The sequence below is a fragment of the Lichenihabitans sp. PAMC28606 genome (assembly GCF_020616535.1).
Taxonomy (GTDB): domain Bacteria; phylum Pseudomonadota; class Alphaproteobacteria; order Rhizobiales; family Beijerinckiaceae; genus Lichenihabitans; species Lichenihabitans psoromatis.
Map to the genome: position 1 here is coordinate 733,116 of NZ_CP085136.1, position 17,580 is coordinate 750,695.

Below are 17,580 nucleotides of genomic sequence, written 5' to 3' on the forward strand. Positions count from 1 at the left end.
CTCTCCTTATTTGGTCGGCTTGGTCGAGTGCGCCATATGCTGCTCCTCGAACGCGATGGTCCATTCGATCACGGTCCGCCACACCGCTTCGGCGAGATCGGGCGGGCAGGTCTTGGCTTCGGCATGCGCGCGCACACGCGCCACGACCGCCTCGACGCGATCAGGCAACCGAGCCGGGATCTCGTGCCGCTCTTTGACGTCAATCACCTCGCGAACGATGCGGACGCGCTCGGCGAAAAGATCGACGAGGGCGACATCGATCGCGTCGATACGCTCACGCAGCGGCGCCAGGATGGTTGTGTCAGCGCCCGGTATCACGCCGCCCACCACGCATCCGGCAGATGCACCTTCGGGGCGGCCTGCTCGATGACCTCGGCGAGGGAAAACAACGTTTCCTCGTCGAAGGGGCGGCCGATCAACTGCAGGCCGAGCGGCAAGCCGTCGGCGGATGATCCACCCGGCACCGCAATGCCAGGCAGGCCCGCCATATTGACCGTCACGGTGAACACGTCGTTGAGATACATCTCGACCGGATCGCCACTGCCCTTTTCGCCGACCGCGAAAGCAGCCGAGGGGGTCGCCGGGGTCAGCAGCGCGTCGACACCAGCGGCATAAACGGTCTCGAAGTCGCGCTTGATCAAGGTGCGGATCTTCTGCGCCTTGACATAATAGGCGTCGTAATAGCCGGCCGAGAGCACATAGGTCCCGATCATGATGCGGCGGCGGACTTCCTTGCCAAAACCGGCCGCGCGAGTCTGGCCATACATGTCGCCGATATCGCGGCCAGGCACGCGGAGCCCATAGCGCACCCCGTCATAGCGCGCGAGATTGGACGATGCTTCGGCCGGCGCCACGATATAATAGGCCGGGAGCGCATATTTCGTATGCGGCAGCGACACGTCGACGATCGTGGCGCCCGCGTCGCGAAGCCAAGCGATCCCCTGATGCCAGAGCGCCTCGATCTCCGCCGGCATTCCTTCGATGCGGTATTCCTTCGGAATCCCGATCGTCTTGCCCTTGACCGATGACCCGACCGACGTCTCATAATTTGGGACCGGAACATCGACCGAGGTCGCGTCCTTCGGGTCGTAGCCCGCCATCGACCGCATCAGAATTGCGGTATCGCGTACGTTGCGGGCGATCGGACCCGCCTGATCGAGCGAGGACGCGAACGCGACCACGCCATAGCGCGAGCAACGGCCGTAGGTAGGCTTGATCCCGACCGTCCCCGTGAAAGCGGCCGGCTGCCGGATGGAGCCGCCCGTATCGGTCGCGGTTGCGCCGAGGCAGAGGCGCGCCGCAACCGCTGCGGCCGACCCACCGGAGGAGCCACCCGGCACCAAGGCGGCGTTTTGGCCGGGCTTACGCCAGGGCGAAGTGACCGGACCGAAATGGGAGGTCTCGTTCGACGATCCCATGGCGAATTCGTCGAGGTTGAGCTTGCCCAACATGACGGCACCGTCGCGCCACAACTGCGACGACACCGTCGATTCGTAAGGCGGGACGAAGTCGCGAAGAATGCGGCTGCCGGCCGTCGTGGTGACGCCTTTGGTGCAGTATAGGTCCTTGATGCCGAGCGGAATGCCTTCGAGCGGGCCACCCTCTCCGCGCGCCAAGGTCGCGTCCGAATTCGCCGCCATCTTGCGCGCGATCTCGGGCGTTTCAGTCACGAAGCCGTTGAGGCTGCGGGCCGCCTCGATGGCGCCGATATAAGCGTCCGTCAATTCAACGGCCGACAGCGACTTCGACACAAGAGCATCGCGCGCTTCGGCAAGCGTCAGCCGGGTAGGATCGGTCATATAGGTCGTCCATCGAAACGCTGCGGAATGATCATCGGGATCGACCATCCGAGCCGGAAATACAAATGCGTCGATGATCGATCGAGCATAGCGCGGCAGAAGGGCGGCTGCGGCGCTACTCGATCACCTTCGGCACAACGAAATAATGATCCTCGCTGACGGGAGCATTGGACAGAACCGCATCGACGATCTCGCCGTCGGTCACGACATCCGGGCGCCCGCGCATTTGCATCGGCATAACGGAGGTCATCGGTTCCACACCCTCCACGTCGACGGCATCGAGTTCGGCGACGAAGTTGAGGATCGCGTTAAGCTCGCCTTGCAGGTGCACGGCCTCGTCATCGGGCAAGGCGATCCTGGCCAGGGTAGCGATGCGACGCACGGTGAGCAGATCGACCGACATGATCATCCTTCTTGGGCCAAAACGACTGCGATGGGGTCGTCTCGCGCCACGACCTCGACCGAACGGCCGGGTAACGGGGAACATGCGCGACGCGCATGTCAACGGAAACCGGCTATATCATCGCCACGTCGAGCGGAGCAATGGCGGAGACGAATCGCATCCGCGCCGAAGAGGATCATCATCATGGCGTCAGCCATTATTTCGGTCGAGGACCTGCCAGCGTGCCTCGGCTTCAACCAGCGCGTGATCGGCATCGACCTCGGGACGACGACGATTGGGCTCGCCCTGTCTGACGTCGAACGCAGCATCGCAACGCCGCTGGAAACGATTCGTCGCACCAAATTCACGAAGGATGTCGAGCGGCTCGCCGCGATCATCGCTCAATATGGCGTGGCCGCGATCGTAATCGGCTTGCCGCTCAATATGGATGGATCGGAAGGCCCGCGGGTTCAGTCCACGCGGAGTTTCGTGCGCCAGATCAACCCGATGATCCCGCTTCCGGTCTGCTTCTGGGACGAACGGCTCTCGACAGCAGCCGTGACCCGAAGCCTGATCGACCAGGACGTGTCGCGCGCGAAACGTGGCGAGGTCGTCGACAAGATGGCGGCCGCCTACATCCTGCAAGGCGTTCTCGATCGACTGCGGCATCTCGCTCGGGCCGAGACTGCGCTCAAACGCGATTGAGCGACGGGGTCTTTGCAACCCGCACGAATGCGTTTAGATCAGCAACCGCCGGTTGCAAATGTCGACGACTAGGCGCTGCGATGAGAGAGCTGCATGCCTTCGTCATCTCCTGCCTCTCGAACGCGTGTCGCGGTGTCTTACGACCCCGTTCAATCGGGCTTGCCGATGTCCGACTATCCTCGTGTGATTGCCGAGACCTTGTTCGATCGCTGTTCCGACTTGATCGACCTTGCCGAGAAAGCCGATCTCAAGGTCATGGCGTGTCTGCTTCACATGGCGCGCGTGGAAGCCGAGTTGCTCCGTCACAAGGCCAAGGCGGCCGAACGTCTCGTGGCCTGCACCAGCAACGCCACGCAGCACGTCATCGCCTCCGTTTGAGCGTTACGCCAGGCTGACGAGCGACACGAGATTAGCGCCCTGTCGCTGGATCGCACCCTCGATCTCAAGCTCCATGAGAACGGATTGGACCTGCCGGACCGGCAGCCCCGAGACACGCGCGACATCGTCAATCGACAGGGGAACACTGCCGAGAAGATCGAGCACGACACTTTTGAGGTTCGGCGTGGACGTTGGGAGCCGTGCGGATCTCTCGTCATCGGCCTCGACGTGCGATAGCGTTCGAGATGTCTTTGGTGCTTGCCCGATCGATAGCGGCCAAGCCGGTACTGGGTCGTCAGCAGTGCGCACGTCTGCCGACAGATCCAATCCGTCGAGTTCGTCCCACAGTGGATCGTTGTCGAAGCCCCAACGCCCCGTCTCGTTCATGCCAGGAGCGGATTGGCCAGCGACGGTCATGCCGACCAGCCCTTCGAGCACGTCCTCGACGCTGGTGCAGAAGGTCGCGCCGTCTTTCAGAAGCGCATTGGGGCCCTCGGCGCGCGGGTCGAGCGGCGAGCCCGGCACCGCGAAGATTTCCCGCCCCTGCTCGTTGGCAAAGCGGGCGGTGATCAGCGACCCGGACCGTCGCGCGGCTTCAACGACGATCAACCCCAACGCCATGCCCGACACGATGCGGTTGCGGCGCGGAAAGTCGCGGGCGCGCGGTTCCCAGGTCAGCGGCATCTCGGACACGACGGCCCCCTGCTCGGCGATGCGATCGACGGTGCCTGCATGTTCGCTCGGGTAGATGCGGGCATGTCCGCCCGCCAGGACCGCGACCGTCCCGGTCTCGAGGCTCGCCAGATGCGCCTTGATGTCGATGCCCCGTGCGAGACCCGACACGATCACGTAGCCGGCCTCGCCGAGGCCGCGCGCCAACCGGTCTGTCATGACAAGGCCCGTCGCCGACGCGTTCCGGGAGCCGACCATCGCGACCATCGGGCGCTGCAGGCTGGCGAGGTTCCCTTTGACCGCCAGCATCGGCGGCGCGGTGTCGATAGCGCGCAACGAAGCGGGATAGCTCGGCTCGCAGAGCGCCAGAAAATGAACGCCGGCGCGGCGCGCGGCTTCCATCTCGGTCTCGATGTCACGAACGGGCGCGATTTTCACCGAGCGGCCGCCAAGACCCGGCAGCGCGTCCAGCGCCTTGCCGGCCGTGCCGAACCTCGCCATCAGGCCGAAAAACGTGCGTGGGCCGATATTCTCGCTGCGGATCAGGCGCAGCCAATCGAACCGATCCTGATCCGATAGGATCTGCAGATCGGGCGTCACGCCGTCTTGCCGATCTTGCCTTCTTGTCCGGCCACGAGCCGCGCAATGTTGGCGCGGTGCATGATCCAGAGCAGAATCGCGATCACGAGGAACACGCTCGCGGCCTGTTCCTGCCCTGAGAGCCAGAGAGCCAGAGGCGCGATTGCGCTGGCAACGAGGGCCGATGCGGAGGAATAGCGCGTCGTCACGGCGACCAGCAGCCAGCAGGCGACGAAGACGAGGCCCGCCGGCCAGAAGACCCCGAACAGACAGCCCAGGAAGGTCGCAACGCCCTTGCCGCCGCGAAAGCCGAGCCAAACCGGGAAGACGTGACCGAGGAAGGCGCCGCAGGCTGCGGCAAGGCTCGCATCGAGGCTGCCCGTGGCGTAGCGCAGGATCAGCACCGCGACGGTCCCTTTCAAAGCGTCCAGCAGCAGCGTCGCGGCCGCTAGATCCTTGCGCCCCGTCCGCAGCACATTGGTGGCGCCGATATTGCCCGACCCGATGGTACGGATGTCCGAGGTACCGGCAAGGCGCGTAAGCAGCAGGCCGAACGGGATCGCGCCAAGCAGGTAGCCGACCACGAGAGCGATCAGCAACGTCAACGGAGCGGCGTCAAGCGACGGCATCGTGGCTCCGAACCTCGGCGGAATGAACGATCCGTCCAGCCACCACGGTGGTCTTGACGCGACCTTCCATCCGAGCGTCCTCGAAGGGGGTGTTGCGGCACCGCGAGTGCAGCTTGTCGCGATCGACCACGTAGGGTTCCTCGGGATCGAACCGGATGAGGTCGGCCGGGGCGCCGACCACGAGACGACCTTGCGGCAAGCCAAGCAGCTTAGCGGGGCCGATGGTCATGCGAGCCAGCAGATCGGGAAGATCGATCGCCTCTGCATGGACGAGCCGGAGCCCGGCCGACAGCAGCGTCTCGAGCCCGATCGCACCCGGCTCCGCTTCGGCAAAGGGCAACCGCTTGGTCTCGACATCCTGCGGATTGTGATCGGACACCACCACATCGATCAGCCCGGACGCCACAGCTTCGACGAGCGCCAACCGTTCGTCCTCGCTTCGCAGCGGAGGCGACAAGCGCAGGAACGTGCGATATCCGCCGATGTCGTTTTCGTTCAGGGTGAGGTGATTGATGGTCGTGCCGCAGGTCACGCGGAGACCATCCTGTTTCGCGGCCGCGATGATGTCGAGCGATTGCCGACAACTCACGATGGCGGCGTGATATCGCCCGCCGGTCAGCGCAACGAGGCGCATGTCGCGGGCGAGCACGATGCTTTCGGCTTCTTGCGGAATGCCGGGTAGGCCGAGACGACTGGCGAACTCGCCTTCGTTCATGACACCGCCGGCTGCGAGATCGACGTCCTCGCAATGGTGCATGATGAGGGCATCGAAATCGCGCGCATAGGTCAGGGCGCGCCGCATCAGCCGGGCGCTCGCGATCGAGCGTGCCCCATCCGAAAACGCGATGGCACCGGCGGCCTTGAGGAGCCCGATCTCGGCAAGTTCAGATCCGTCGCGTCCGCGCGTGAGTGCCGCGACCGGTAAGACGCGCACCCGACCCGTGTCGCGTGCTCGGCGTTGCAGAAAATCCACGACGGCCGGATCATCGACAGCCGGATGCGTTTCCGACGTGGCGATGATGGTCGTCACGCCACCGGATGCCGCCGCCGCCGTCGCGCTCGCGATCGTCTCGCGGTGTTCCGCACCCGGTTCGCCGACAAAGGCGCGGCAATCGATCAAACCCGGCGACACGACGTCGCCGTCACAGTCGACCACGACGCAATCCGTCGGCAAGTCGCTGCCCGTCACGGCCCCGATCGCGACGATCGCGCCATCGCGAACCAGCACCCCGCCGCGCATCTCGCGCCGCGACTCGGGATCGATCAGCCGGCCATTGATGAATGCGAGCGGTCGCTCGGCGGCATGAGGTTGCGTCACGCGGCGCCTCCCGGCAGATGCTGAGCCAGGGCTTCGAGCACCGCCATGCGAACCGCGACCCCCATCTCGACCTGCTCGCGGATCAGCGATTGAGGTCCGTCGGCCACCAGCGTGTCGATCTCGACACCGCGATTCATCGGACCCGGATGCAGCACGAGAGCATCGGGCTTGGCCCGTTTCAGCCGTTCTTCGGTCAGGCCGAAGAAGCGGAAATATTCGCGGGCCGAAGGCACGAAGCCGCCATTCATCCGCTCACGTTGTAGGCGCAGCATCATCACGACATCGGAGCCGTCGAGGGCGCGATCCATATCGGGGACGACCTCGACGCCCATCCGTTCGATGCCGACCGGCATCAGGGTCGAGGGACCGGAGACGCGTAAGCGAGCCCCGAGGGCCGCGAGCAGCAGGATGTTGGAGCGAGCGACTCGCGAATGCAGGATGTCGCCGCAGATCGTCACGATCAGTCCGGCGATACGGCCTTTGTTGCGACGGATCGTTAGTGCGTCGAGCAGCGCCTGCGTCGGATGTTCATGCGCGCCGTCCCCGGCATTGACGACTGAGCAATCGACCTTGCGGGCGAGCAGATGGACGGCGCCGGCTTGGTGATGACGCACCACGATGATGTCGGGCCGCATCGCATTCAGCGTGATCGCCGTATCGATCAGCGTTTCGCCCTTCTTGATCGAGGAGGCCGCCACCGCCATGTTCATGACATCGGCGCCAAGCCGCTTGCCCGCGATTTCGAACGACGATTGCGTTCGGGTGGACGCCTCAAAGAACAAGTTGATCTGCGTGCGACCGCGAAGTGTGCTGCGCTTCTTTTCGACCTGCCGGGACACATCGACGGCGCGGTCGGCAAGGTCCAGCAGCGCGTCAAGCGCCAGGGGCGACAGCCCCTGGATGCCGAGAAGATGGCGATGCGGAAAAACTGGGGCTGGGGCTACGTCCGTCATTGAAGGCTTGTCTAAAGAGGGACGTTGACGGCCGCAAGGATTCTGGTCGAGGCGCGTGTTGTGAAACACGGGTTCGGTCATTTGACTTGCACCCGACCTGCCCCCATCTTCCGCCGCGCTCGCTCGTCATTTCATTCTCGGGCTATCGCTTTCCGTTACAGCGTCTCCGCCAGGGGACAAAAGGACCGGTCCTCTAATGAACCTCGTCATCGTCGAGTCGCCGGCGAAAGCGAAGACCATCAACGAATATCTTGGCCGCGACTATCAGGTTCTGGCCTCGTTCGGCCACGTCCGCGATCTTCCGGCCAAGGATGGTTCCGTCGATCCGGAGCAGGATTTCGCGATGCTGTGGGAGGTCGACGGCAAAGCCTCGAAACGTCTCTCCGACATCGCTCGCGCCACGAAGGATGCCGACAAGGTCATCCTCGCGACCGATCCGGATCGCGAGGGCGAGGCCATTTCCTGGCACGTTCTGGAGGTGCTCAAGGCCAAGAAGCTGCTGAAGGGCAAGACGGTCGAACGCGTCACCTTCAATGCCATTACGAAGAATGCGGTGCGGGACGCGATGGCGCATCCGCGTGAGATCGACCAGGCTTTGGTCGATGCCTATCTGGCCCGGCGCGCGCTCGATTATCTCGTCGGCTTCAATCTCTCGCCGGTTCTTTGGCGCAAGCTCCCCGGGGCCCGCTCGGCAGGCCGTGTGCAATCGGTGTCGCTGCGGTTGGTCTGCGACCGTGAGAGCGAGATCGAGCGCTTCGTCACGCGCGAATATTGGTCGCTGGTGGCGCATCTCCGCACTGCGCGAAACGTCGCTTTCGAGGCCCGTCTGACGGGTGCCGACGGCAAAAAGATCACGCGGCTCGATATCGGCACCGGGGCCGAAGCCGCTGCCTTCAAGGCTGCGCTCGACACGGCGGACTTCAAGGTCTCGTCGGTAGACGCGAAACCCGCCAAGCGGCACCCCTTCCCGCCGTTCCGCACCTCGACGCTGCAACAGGATGCCTCGCGCAAGCTCGGGTTTTCCCCGGCCCGCGCGATGCAGATCGCGCAGAAGCTGTACGAGGGCGTCGCGATCGATGGAGAAACCGCCGGTCTCATCACCTATATGCGGACGGACGGTATTGACATGGCGCCGGAGGCGATCGCCAGCGCCCGCAAGGTCATCGGCGACCTGCATGGCGCGCGCTATGTGCCTGCCGCGCCGCGCAAATATACGGTCAAGGCCAAGAACGCACAGGAAGCCCACGAGGCGATCCGGCCGACCGACATGAGCCGCCTGCCGCGCGACGTCGCGCGCTACCTCGAGCCCGAACAGGCGCGCCTCTACGAGCTGATCTGGAAGCGCACCATTGCGAGCCAGATGGAATCTGCCGAACTCGAACGCACCACGGTCGATATCGCGGCCGTGGCGGCCGGACGCACGATCGAATTGCGAGCGACCGGTCAGGTCATCAAGTTCGACGGCTTTCTGGCGCTCTACCAGGAGAATGACGAGGACGACGGTGAGGATGCGGGACGGCTTCCGGCCATGCAGACCGGCGAGACGCTTGCCAAAGACCAGATCATCTCGACCCAGCATTTCACCGAGCCGCCGCCGCGGTTCACGGAAGAAGCCTTGATCAAGCGCATGGAAGAGCTCGGCATCGGCCGTCCCTCGACCTATGCGTCCACGCTCGCGGTGCTGAAGGACCGCGAATATGTCCGGCTCGACAAAAAGCGGCTCATTCCCGAGGACAAGGGGCGGCTTGTTACGGCTTTTCTCGAATCCTTCTTCAATCGCTGGGTCGATTACGAATTCACGGCCAATCTTGAGGAACAGCTCGACAGAGTGTCGAGTTCGGACATCGAATTCAAGCAGGTTCTGCGCGACTTCTGGCAGGACTTCAACGCCGCGATCGGCGAGACGAAAGACCTGCGGACCACGCAGGTGCTCGACAATCTCAACGAATTGCTCGGCCCCATGGTGTTTCCGGCCAAGCCGGATGGCAGCGACCCCCGCGCCTGCCCGCATTGTGGCACGGGACAATTGTCACTGAAGCTCGGCAAGTTCGGCTCGTTCATCGGTTGCTCCAACTACCCCGAGTGCAAGTTTACTCGCACGTTGACGCAGACGGGTGGCGAGGCGGCCGGTGCCCCGGGCGACAAGCCCGGTCAGCGTCTGCTCGGCACCGATCCCCAAACCGGGCTCGAGGTGACGATGCGCGACGGGCGGTTCGGCCCCTATCTGCAACTCGGCGATGGTGAAAAGCCGAAGCGATCGTCGTTGCCCAAGGGTGTCGGCCCGGCCGACGTCGATCTCGACAAAGCGCTCGTGTTGCTGTCCCTACCGCGCGAGATCGCCAAACACCCAACGAGCGGGGAACCGATCCTGGCCGGGATCGGCCGCTTCGGTCCCTATGTCCAGCATGGCAAAACCTATGCGAATCTCGGTCAGGACGACGACGTTCTCGAGATCGGCGGCAACCGCGCCATCGATCTGATCGTCGCCAAAGAGAGCGGCGTCGGGGGCGGGCGATTTGGACGGGCCGCGCCGGCTGGACGTGTGCTTGGCGACCATCCCGGTGGTGGACCGGTGACGGCGCGAGCCGGTCGTTATGGTCCTTACGTCAACTGGGGCAAGGTCAACGCGACGCTGCCGAAAGACATGACCGAGGCGAGCGTGACGCTCGAAGATGCGTTGCGTTTCATCGAAGAGAAGGGTGGCGCTGCTCCGGCAAAGGCCAAGCCGGCCAGCAAGCCCGCTGCGAAGCCCAAATCCGCAAGCGCGAAGACCGCAGCGAAAAAGCCCGCGACCGGGGCGGCTGCGCCGAAGACCGCCACGGCCGTAAAGGCGGCTTCCGCCAAACCGAAAGCCACTGCTGCCAAGAAACCCGCCGCGAAGGCTCCGGCCCGTAAGACGGCCTGACGCGGGGCTCGAGGCGACATCACACGGGTCGGTTTTGCGTCTGCTCCATTCCGTGGGACAGTCGCAATGCCCGGTCGCGTTGCTATCTCTGGCTGCAGGACGACCATGTGGCCTCATGCCAAAGCAGAAGATCGTGACCGAACAAGCGCCGCCCGGACCCACCAAGGACGACATTCTCGCCTTCATCAAACGCGAAAAAGTCGCTGCCGCTTCGGCAGGGCGCAGCGCACCCTTGGCGATCGGCAAGCGTGAGATCGCCCGCGCATTCGGGATCAAGGGCGATGCGGCGCGAATCGAATTGAAGCAACTCTTGAAAGAGATGGAGCAGGACGGCGTCGTCGAGCGTCGCCATGCCCGCTTCGAACGAGCCGGCGCACTGCCCACAGTGCTCGCGGTCGACATCGTGGGCCGCGACAGCGACGGCGATCTGGTGGCCAAACCCGTCGATTGGGACAGCGCAACCCACGGGGTTGCGCCTCGCATTCTGTTGCATGTGCCGCGCAAGTCCCGCCCCGGCCTGCCCGCGCCAGGGGTCGGCGATCGGGCTCTGGTCCGCATCGAGACAACGACGGAGGCCCCATCGAAGACCCCCGTCGTGATCGGTCGCATCATCAAACTGCTGGCCAAAGCGCGTTCGCGTATTATCGGCGTGTTTCGAGATCGCGCGGATGTCGGCCTGCGGGTTTTGCCGACCGACAAGAAGAATTCCCAAACCGAATATGTGGTGCCGGCCGAATTCCGCGCCGACGCTGAGGACGGCGACCTCGTGTCGGTCGAGCTTCTCGGGCGCGGCAATAGCTTCGGGCTGCCGATCGTCAAGGTCGTCGAGCGGCTCGGCTCCATCAACAGCGAGAAGGCCATCAGCCTGATCGCGATCCAGACCCATCACATCCCGAACGTGTTCCGCCCCGCCGCGCTGACCGAAGCCGAGGCGGTGCGTCCGCCAACGCTGGCAGGGCGCGAGGATTGGCGCGACCTGCCGCTGGTCACCATCGATCCGCCCGACGCGAAAGATCACGACGACGCGGTCTATGCGGTGCCGGATGACGCCCCCGACAACGAAGGCGGTCAGATCGTCACCGTCGCGATCGCGGATGTCGCCTCGGTGGTCCACCCCGGTTCGGCACTCGACCGGGAAGCGCTCGATCGCGGCAATTCGGTTTATTTCCCGGACCGTGTGGTGCCGATGCTTCCCGAATGGATCTCCAGCGACCTCGGCTCTCTACGGCCGCTCGAAGATCGGCCGGCGCTTGCGGTGAGGATGGTGCTTGGTCCCGACGGGCGAAAGATCCGGCATACGTTTCATCGCGTGATGATGCGGTCACATGCCAAGCTCAACTATGCTCAGGCGCAAGCTGCGATCGATGGTCGTCTGGACGACATCACGACCCCGATCCTCGACACGATCCTGCGTCCGCTCTGGGCGGCTTATGCGACCGCTAAACGCGCACGGGACGATCGGTCTCCACTCGATCTCGATCTGCCCGAGCGCAAGATCGTGCTGAAGCCGGACGGCACAGTGGACCGCGTCATGGTTCCGGAACGGCTCGACGCCCATAAGCTGATCGAGGAGTTCATGATCCTCGCCAATGTCGCGGCTGCCGAAACGCTCGAAGCCAAGCGGCAGGTGCTCATCTACCGGGTGCATGACGAACCATCGATCGAGAAGCTGAATGCGCTAGCGGAGTTTCTCGGCTCGATCGGCATCAAGCTCGCGAAGGGCCAGGTTCTACGGCCGATCCAGTTCAATGGGATTCTCGGACGTGTGAAGGGCAGCGATAACGAACATCTCGTCAATGAGGTCGTGCTTCGCTCACAGGCACAGGCCGAATATTCGGCTGAAAATTACGGACATTTTGGCCTTAACCTGCGGCGTTACGCTCATTTCACCTCGCCGATCCGCCGCTACGCCGACCTGATCGTCCATCGCGCCCTCATCAAAGCGCTCGACCTCGGAGCGGATGGTTTGCCGGATATGGGCCTCGGCGAATTGGCCGAGATCGCGACCAAGATTTCGGCGGCCGAGCGACGGGCGATGGCGGCCGAGCGCGAGACGATCGATCGGCTGATCGCCACCTATTTGGCCGATCGGATCGGTGCAACCTTCGCGGGCCGGATTTCGGGCGTGACCCGAGCCGGGCTGTTCATCAAGCTGAGCGAAACGGGCGCGGACGGCTTCGTGCCGGCGAGCCAACTCGGCGACGAATATTTTCGCTTCGATGAGGCGATGCGGAGCATGGTCGGCACGCAGACCGGCACCACCTATCGGCTTGGCGACATCGTCGAGGTCAAGTTGGTCGAAGCAGCGCCACTAGCCGGAGCGCTCCGGTTCGAGATCGTCAGCGAAGGCCGGCGCCGCAAATCATTGGGCAAAAGCAAACATCCCTCGGGAATGACGATCAAGAGTGGTCGGCTCGAGGCGAAGAAACGCGCCAAGGCCGCTCAGCGCAATCTCGGCAAGGGCCGTTCGTGATGACGATGCTGAACCTTCGCGACGAGACCCGCGACACCATGACGGCGCTGAAACGCGGCGTCGTCGGTCGCTGCCCGCGTTGCGGCAAAGGCCACATCTTCCGCGCCTATCTGAAGGTGCAAGACCAGTGCGAGGTTTGCGGCGAGGACCTGCATCACCATCGAGCCGACGATGCACCACCCTACATCACCATCCTGATCGTCGCTCACATCATGGGGTTCATCATGCTGGTCGTGCTGACGGCCTATGAGGACATCCCGTTCTGGATCCAGATGACACTTTGGCCCGGGCTCGTGCTGGGCTTGTGTTTGACACTGCTGCCTCGCGTCAAGGGAGCGTTGATCGGTCTGCAATGGGCCCAGCGCATGCATGGATTTGGCGGAGAAACGGATCCGATCGGATGAGCCGCCTGCCCGATCGCCACGACCGCCGATGACCGAACTCGCACAGCCGAACATCGGACAGCCGCCGCTGTCGCGAACCGCGACGCTTGTGGCCGCCATCGCGACCATTACGCTCGTGGGTGTCGGCCTTTCGCTTTCTGTCGCCCTTCTTGCGATCCGCATGGAGGAGGCCGGCTATTCGTCGGCTGCGATTGGACTCAGCACCTCGGTGTCGGGGCTCGCCAATGTGATCGGCGCTCCGATCGTGCCGCGTCTCGCACGCATGTTCGGCGTGCAGGGCTTGCTCTATATCGCCATCGGCGTCGGCGCCATCACGCTGCTGGCCTTTTCGGCAACGCCGATCGGCCTGTGGATCGCCCTGCGTTTCGTGTTCGGTGCGGCGTTGGCGATCCTCTTCGTGATGAGCGAATTCTGGATCGTGTCGGCGTCACCCGCGCAGCGACGGGGCCTGATCACCGGCATCTACGCCACCTGTCTGGCGCTGGGCTTTGCGGCGGGTCCTGCCATTCTAGGCCTGACCGGAACCTCCGGCAGCCTGCCGTTTTGGACCGGCGCCGCCCTGATGCTCCTCGGTTTGGTCCCGGTCGCGGTCGCTGGGCGATCCACGCCCGCGGTCGAAAAATCCGCAAAGCTCTCGCTTCTCGTTCTCATCCGCACCGTACCGCTGGCGACGGCAGCCGCTTTCGTGTTCGGGGTGTTTGAGACCGCGTCCATGAGCTTGTTTCCGGTCTATGCCTTGCGGCTCGATCTCTCGGCTGGTGTCGGGGCAGCCTTGATCAGTTGCGCGGCGCTCGGCAACGTCGTGTTTCAGATCCCCTTGGGGCTGGCTGGCGATCGCCTCTCGCGCAGGGTCGTCCTGCTGTTTTGCGGGCTCAGCGGCGTTCTCGGCGCGCTCGGCATGATGCTGGTCGGCTCAAACGTTGTCGCGCTCTGTCTCGTGGTGTTCCTATGGGGCGGGCTCACGGCCGGCCTTTACACCGTCGGCCTTGCCTTGATCGGCGATCGATTTAAAGGCGCCGAACTGGCCGCAGCCAGCGGCGCTGTCGTGATGCTCTACTCGGTGGGCCTCGTGGTGGGGCCTCCGGTGCTCGGACAGTTGATGGATTGGCGCCTCAGTGGTCTGCCGCTCGGCTTGTTGACGCTCTTCGCGCTCTACGTGGTGCTGGCGTCGTACAAGCTTCTCAAAACGCGCTGGAGTGGCCGCGAGACTTGACTTTGAGCCGTTCAGATTTATGGTTCGGCCACATAACGGCGCGGGTATGTCATCCGCGCCGGTTTGCGTATTATCGGGTTTGGCCGCGTCACGCCGCCCAGTTGCATTCGGGATAGAGTCATGGCTAAGGCCGCAACCATCAAGATCAAGCTTCTCTCGACCGCCGACACCGGCTTTTTCTACGTGACTGAAAAGAACGCACGGACCAAGACCGACAAGTTTTCTTTCAAGAAGTATGACCCGGTCGCTCGCAAGCACGTCGAATTCAAAGAAACGAAAATCAAGTAAGTCAAACAGGCCCGCTCTGCGGGTTGATAGCGATCGGCGGCCCCGCAAAGTCGGGGTCTCAGGTTCGTCAAGCCGATCGACTTCATACGAGTTTGTGGCGGCTAGCCAAGGCTTATGTCGCGAAACATGCGCGGGTTCGACTTGCGCAGGCGGTTCGCGTTCATCCGTCCGACACCTAAGCCTTTGCGCTGCCAATCCCGCTTTGAGGCGAAGCGCCACCGATTTTCCGGTTTGCGCATCGAGATCGTGAAGAAGGAGGCCGGCCGGAAGTGACGACGAGGAGGCCACTCCTGTCACTTCCGAACCGGCCAACCCCACGGACCCAGGAGATGCGGCGGACCTGAGCACCCCGTAGGGTATTTGAAGACGATTTCCATCGTCTTGTATCTCGTGCGACGGAGCAAACGGTCGGCAAGCGATCGACGCTCCCGTCCCTGTTCACGCTCGAAAATAGCTTGTGCCCCGAGATTTGCAATCGGAGTCCAACGCTAAGGTCAAACCTATCGATCATTTGAGTTAATGCTGAGGCAATGCGCCTCCAGGCTCCGTTCTACTAAACGCCTTTGCCTCACGTCCGTTACGCCGCATGCGCCGACACCATATTGCGGCCGCCGCGCTTCGACCGGTAGAGCGCCAAGTCGGCGCGCTTGAACAACGTCCCGGGATCCGAATCGCCACCACGATCGGCGATACCGATCGACACCGTGATCGACAGCGTTCGGGTCCCCCGTTCGACCGGAAAAGCCGAATGGCCGACCGCGCTTCTGACCCGTTCGGCGACGAGTTCGGCAATTTCGATATTGGTCTCAGGGAGCACGATGATGAACTCCTCACCGCCAAGGCGACACATGACATCGCCCGCTCTGATCACCTTCTTGACGCGCGACGCGAAGCCCCGCAGCACCTCGTCTCCGACATCATGCCCGAACGTGTCATTGACGCTCTTGAAGTGATCGAGGTCGACGATCATCATCGAAAGAGGCTTGCCTCGACTGGCCGCATTGGTCATCAGCGCTTTGAGGTGACTTTCGAGATAGCGCCGATTGTTGAGGCCGGTGAGCGAATCCACCACGGCCATCTCGATCGAGGTTCTCAATTGCTCGCGCAAGCTGTCGGAATATCGTTTCCGTCGAACCTGCGTCGCTACTCGCGTGAGCAGTTCGGTACGGTCGGTCGGGCGATTGACATAATCATTCACGCCGATATCCAGCCCGCGCAGGATCCGGGCCTTGTCGTCATGGCCGGCGATTAGCAGGATCGGCAGCTGACGGGTTCGTTCGAGAGAGCGCAATTGGCCGCAAAGGCGCAGCGCATCGTAATCCTGCAGCCCGAGACTGACGATCACCAGGTCGTAATCGTCTCTGACCGTGCGAAGCAACGCGTCTTCAGGCCGACGTTCGATCGTGAGATAATGAGCACTCGCAAGGGTGATCGCGAGCCGCTCGACCGAGTCGAGTTTGTCATCAACGAGCAGCACGCGTCCGCCAAGCCCCATATCATCGGCCACGTTCGGGAGCGCGCCAGCAACCCCAAGAACCGCGACGGCACTCGCGCGGCTGCGTAATTCGTCGAGCACCACCTTCAGCCGTGTCAGCGAGCGCACGCGGGCCAGGAGTGCGACCTCATCGATCGGCTTGGTGAGGAAGTCATCGGCCCCGGCCTCAAGACCTTTGATCCGGTCGGCAGCCTCGTCGAGCGCCGTGACCATCATGACAGGAATATGAGCCGTTGCCGGATTGGCTTTCAGCCGTCGACAGGTTTCAAAGCCGTCCATGTCGGGCATCATCACGTCGAGCAGGACCAAATCGCAGTGATCGTGCTCGCAAAGGCGTAAGGCTTCTGCGCCGCTGGTTGCGGTCAGGACGTCGAAGTATTCCTCCGAGAGGCGGGCCTCGAGCAGTTTCACGTTCGGGAGAAGATCGTCGACGACAAGAATACGCGCGGTCATCTGACAGCCTTCACCGATCCTCGAGATAGTTGCGGACAGTTTCGAGGAACTTGACCACCGAAATCGGCTTGGACAGGTAGGCCTCGCAGCCGCCCTGGCGGATCTTCTCCTCGTCCCCCTTCATGGCAAACGCCGTGATGGCGATGACCGGAATCGACCGTAACTCGTCGTCATCCTTGAGCCATTGGGTCACCTGCAGGCCAGAGACCTCCGGGAGCTGAATGTCCATCAGAATGAGATCGGGCTTGTGTTTCCGCGCAAGGCCGACGGCCTCCACGCCATTCCGGGTCTGAACCGTGTTGTAGCCGTTCGCCTCGAGGAGGTCACTGAACAGCTTCATGTTCAGCTCGTTGTCTTCTACGATCAGAACTGTCTTTGCCATCACGCCCAAGCCTTTGTTTCCCCGGATTGGACAAGGGCGGGCCCCTCTCTCAAACCGTGTCGATCGTTCTCGACAAGCCTGAGCTTCACTCAGTCGGCGCAACGATCAGGATGTGTTCGCGACGCGAATTCATCGATACCGACGCTGCCTTGAGGCGCTTCAAACCACACGAATAGGTTAGATTGAAGACATTGACGAAAGGAAAATCCAAGTGACGAAAAGACCGGATATGCGGCCTTTCGCGACCCGATCGACAGCCGGTCCCGCCGCCCTCCGGCTCGATGCCGAAGCTCTGGCCGCCACCATCTTAACGTTCCTGGCAGCGGATCCGGATCGGCTCGGCGATTTTTTGGCCACCAGCGGCATCACAGTCGATAGCATCCGCGATGCGGCGGGCCAGCCCGGCTTTGCGACCGGGATCCTCACCTTTCTGGCCAGCCGTGACGATCTCATCCTCGAACTCGCAGCCCAGGAGCGCTGGCGGCCAGAGGATCTTGGCACCGCCCTCGTCAGGCTCGAGGGTGATCGCGGGTGGGATGGCGCCTGACGCGA

General features: G+C 63.2%; 17 protein-coding genes. 8 read left to right on the forward strand and 9 right to left on the reverse strand.

Translation table 11 applies throughout. The annotated features are described in order from the left end of the window. Window positions 1-6: 6 nt before the first annotated feature. The 3 genes from LGH83_RS03440 to gatC all read right to left on the reverse strand — a co-directional run bounded on the left by LGH83_RS03440 (window position 7) and on the right by gatC (window position 2,202). A complete protein-coding gene (locus LGH83_RS03440) occupies window positions 7-327 on the reverse strand; it encodes a chorismate mutase (RefSeq protein ID WP_227400614.1) in 321 nt (106 codons plus the stop codon). Beyond that, window positions 315-1,799, reverse strand: coding sequence for an Asp-tRNA(Asn)/Glu-tRNA(Gln) amidotransferase subunit GatA (gene gatA, locus LGH83_RS03445; RefSeq protein WP_227400615.1), 1,485 nt, complete (start codon window positions 1,797-1,799; stop codon window positions 315-317). Before gatA ends, LGH83_RS03440 begins: the two co-directional genes overlap by 13 nt. Before the next feature lie 115 nt (window positions 1,800-1,914). Continuing rightward, on the reverse strand, window positions 1,915-2,202 hold the full coding sequence (gene gatC / locus LGH83_RS03450; protein WP_227400616.1) for an Asp-tRNA(Asn)/Glu-tRNA(Gln) amidotransferase subunit GatC: 288 nt from the start codon (window positions 2,200-2,202) through the stop codon (window positions 1,915-1,917). 183 nt (window positions 2,203-2,385) lie between these two features. Between gatC and ruvX the strand changes: the two genes are divergently transcribed. Both ruvX and LGH83_RS03460 read left to right on the forward strand, forming a co-directional pair. Further along, entirely contained in the window at window positions 2,386-2,886 is a 501-nt protein-coding gene (gene ruvX / locus LGH83_RS03455) for a Holliday junction resolvase RuvX (RefSeq protein ID WP_227400617.1), read from the forward strand. Window positions 2,887-3,051: 165 nt separating this feature from the next. Continuing rightward, the gene (locus tag LGH83_RS03460; protein ID WP_227400618.1) at window positions 3,052-3,264 is read left to right on the forward strand and encodes a hypothetical protein; all 213 of its coding nucleotides are present in this window, start codon (window positions 3,052-3,054) and stop codon (window positions 3,262-3,264) included. Between the two features lie 3 nt (window positions 3,265-3,267). Here LGH83_RS03460 and dprA read toward each other — a convergent pair whose 3' ends face one another. The 4 genes from dprA to LGH83_RS03480 all read right to left on the reverse strand — a co-directional run bounded on the left by dprA (window position 3,268) and on the right by LGH83_RS03480 (window position 7,415). Further along, window positions 3,268-4,536 (reverse strand): DNA-processing protein DprA, encoded by a 1,269-nt coding sequence (gene dprA, locus LGH83_RS03465; protein WP_227400619.1) that lies wholly within the window; start codon window positions 4,534-4,536, stop codon window positions 3,268-3,270. Next, entirely contained in the window at window positions 4,533-5,144 is a 612-nt protein-coding gene (gene plsY / locus LGH83_RS03470; RefSeq protein WP_227400620.1) for a glycerol-3-phosphate 1-O-acyltransferase PlsY, read from the reverse strand. The genes dprA and plsY overlap by 4 nt, the downstream gene beginning before the upstream one ends. Next, window positions 5,131-6,384 (reverse strand): dihydroorotase, encoded by a 1,254-nt coding sequence (gene pyrC / locus LGH83_RS03475; protein WP_227401721.1) that lies wholly within the window; start codon window positions 6,382-6,384, stop codon window positions 5,131-5,133. The genes plsY and pyrC overlap by 14 nt, the downstream gene beginning before the upstream one ends. Before the next feature lie 74 nt (window positions 6,385-6,458). Further along, entirely contained in the window at window positions 6,459-7,415 is a 957-nt protein-coding gene (locus tag LGH83_RS03480) for an aspartate carbamoyltransferase catalytic subunit (protein WP_227400621.1), read from the reverse strand. 196 nt (window positions 7,416-7,611) lie between these two features. Between LGH83_RS03480 and topA the strand changes: the two genes are divergently transcribed. The 5 genes from topA (at window position 7,612) to rpmG (ending at window position 14,698) form a co-directional block, all read left to right on the forward strand. Further along, window positions 7,612-10,320, forward strand: coding sequence for a type I DNA topoisomerase (gene topA, locus LGH83_RS03485; RefSeq protein WP_227400622.1), 2,709 nt, complete (start codon window positions 7,612-7,614; stop codon window positions 10,318-10,320). A gap of 115 nt (window positions 10,321-10,435) precedes the next feature. Further along, the gene (rnr, locus tag LGH83_RS03490) at window positions 10,436-12,793 is read left to right on the forward strand and encodes a ribonuclease R (RefSeq protein ID WP_227400623.1); all 2,358 of its coding nucleotides are present in this window, start codon (window positions 10,436-10,438) and stop codon (window positions 12,791-12,793) included. Then, window positions 12,793-13,197, forward strand: a complete 405-nt coding sequence (locus LGH83_RS03495) for a DUF983 domain-containing protein (RefSeq protein WP_227400624.1) — start codon at window positions 12,793-12,795, stop codon at window positions 13,195-13,197. Before rnr ends, LGH83_RS03495 begins: the two co-directional genes overlap by 1 nt. Before the next feature lie 28 nt (window positions 13,198-13,225). Then, a complete protein-coding gene (locus LGH83_RS03500; protein ID WP_227400625.1) occupies window positions 13,226-14,410 on the forward strand; it encodes an MFS transporter in 1,185 nt (394 codons plus the stop codon). A gap of 120 nt (window positions 14,411-14,530) precedes the next feature. Further along, window positions 14,531-14,698 (forward strand): 50S ribosomal protein L33, encoded by a 168-nt coding sequence (gene rpmG, locus LGH83_RS03505; RefSeq protein WP_131117370.1) that lies wholly within the window; start codon window positions 14,531-14,533, stop codon window positions 14,696-14,698. Between the two features lie 577 nt (window positions 14,699-15,275). Here rpmG and LGH83_RS03510 read toward each other — a convergent pair. Beyond that, window positions 15,276-16,646 carry a PleD family two-component system response regulator gene (locus LGH83_RS03510; protein ID WP_227400626.1) on the reverse strand — a complete coding sequence of 457 codons (1,371 nt, stop codon included), beginning with the start codon at window positions 16,644-16,646 and terminating at the stop codon, window positions 15,276-15,278. 10 nt (window positions 16,647-16,656) lie between these two features. Next, the gene (locus tag LGH83_RS03515) at window positions 16,657-17,028 is read right to left on the reverse strand and encodes a response regulator (protein ID WP_131117376.1); all 372 of its coding nucleotides are present in this window, start codon (window positions 17,026-17,028) and stop codon (window positions 16,657-16,659) included. Between the two features lie 211 nt (window positions 17,029-17,239). Between LGH83_RS03515 and LGH83_RS03520 the strand changes: the two genes are divergently transcribed. After that, a complete protein-coding gene (locus LGH83_RS03520; protein WP_227400627.1) occupies window positions 17,240-17,575 on the forward strand; it encodes a DUF3572 family protein in 336 nt (111 codons plus the stop codon). Window positions 17,576-17,580 lie beyond the last annotated feature (5 nt).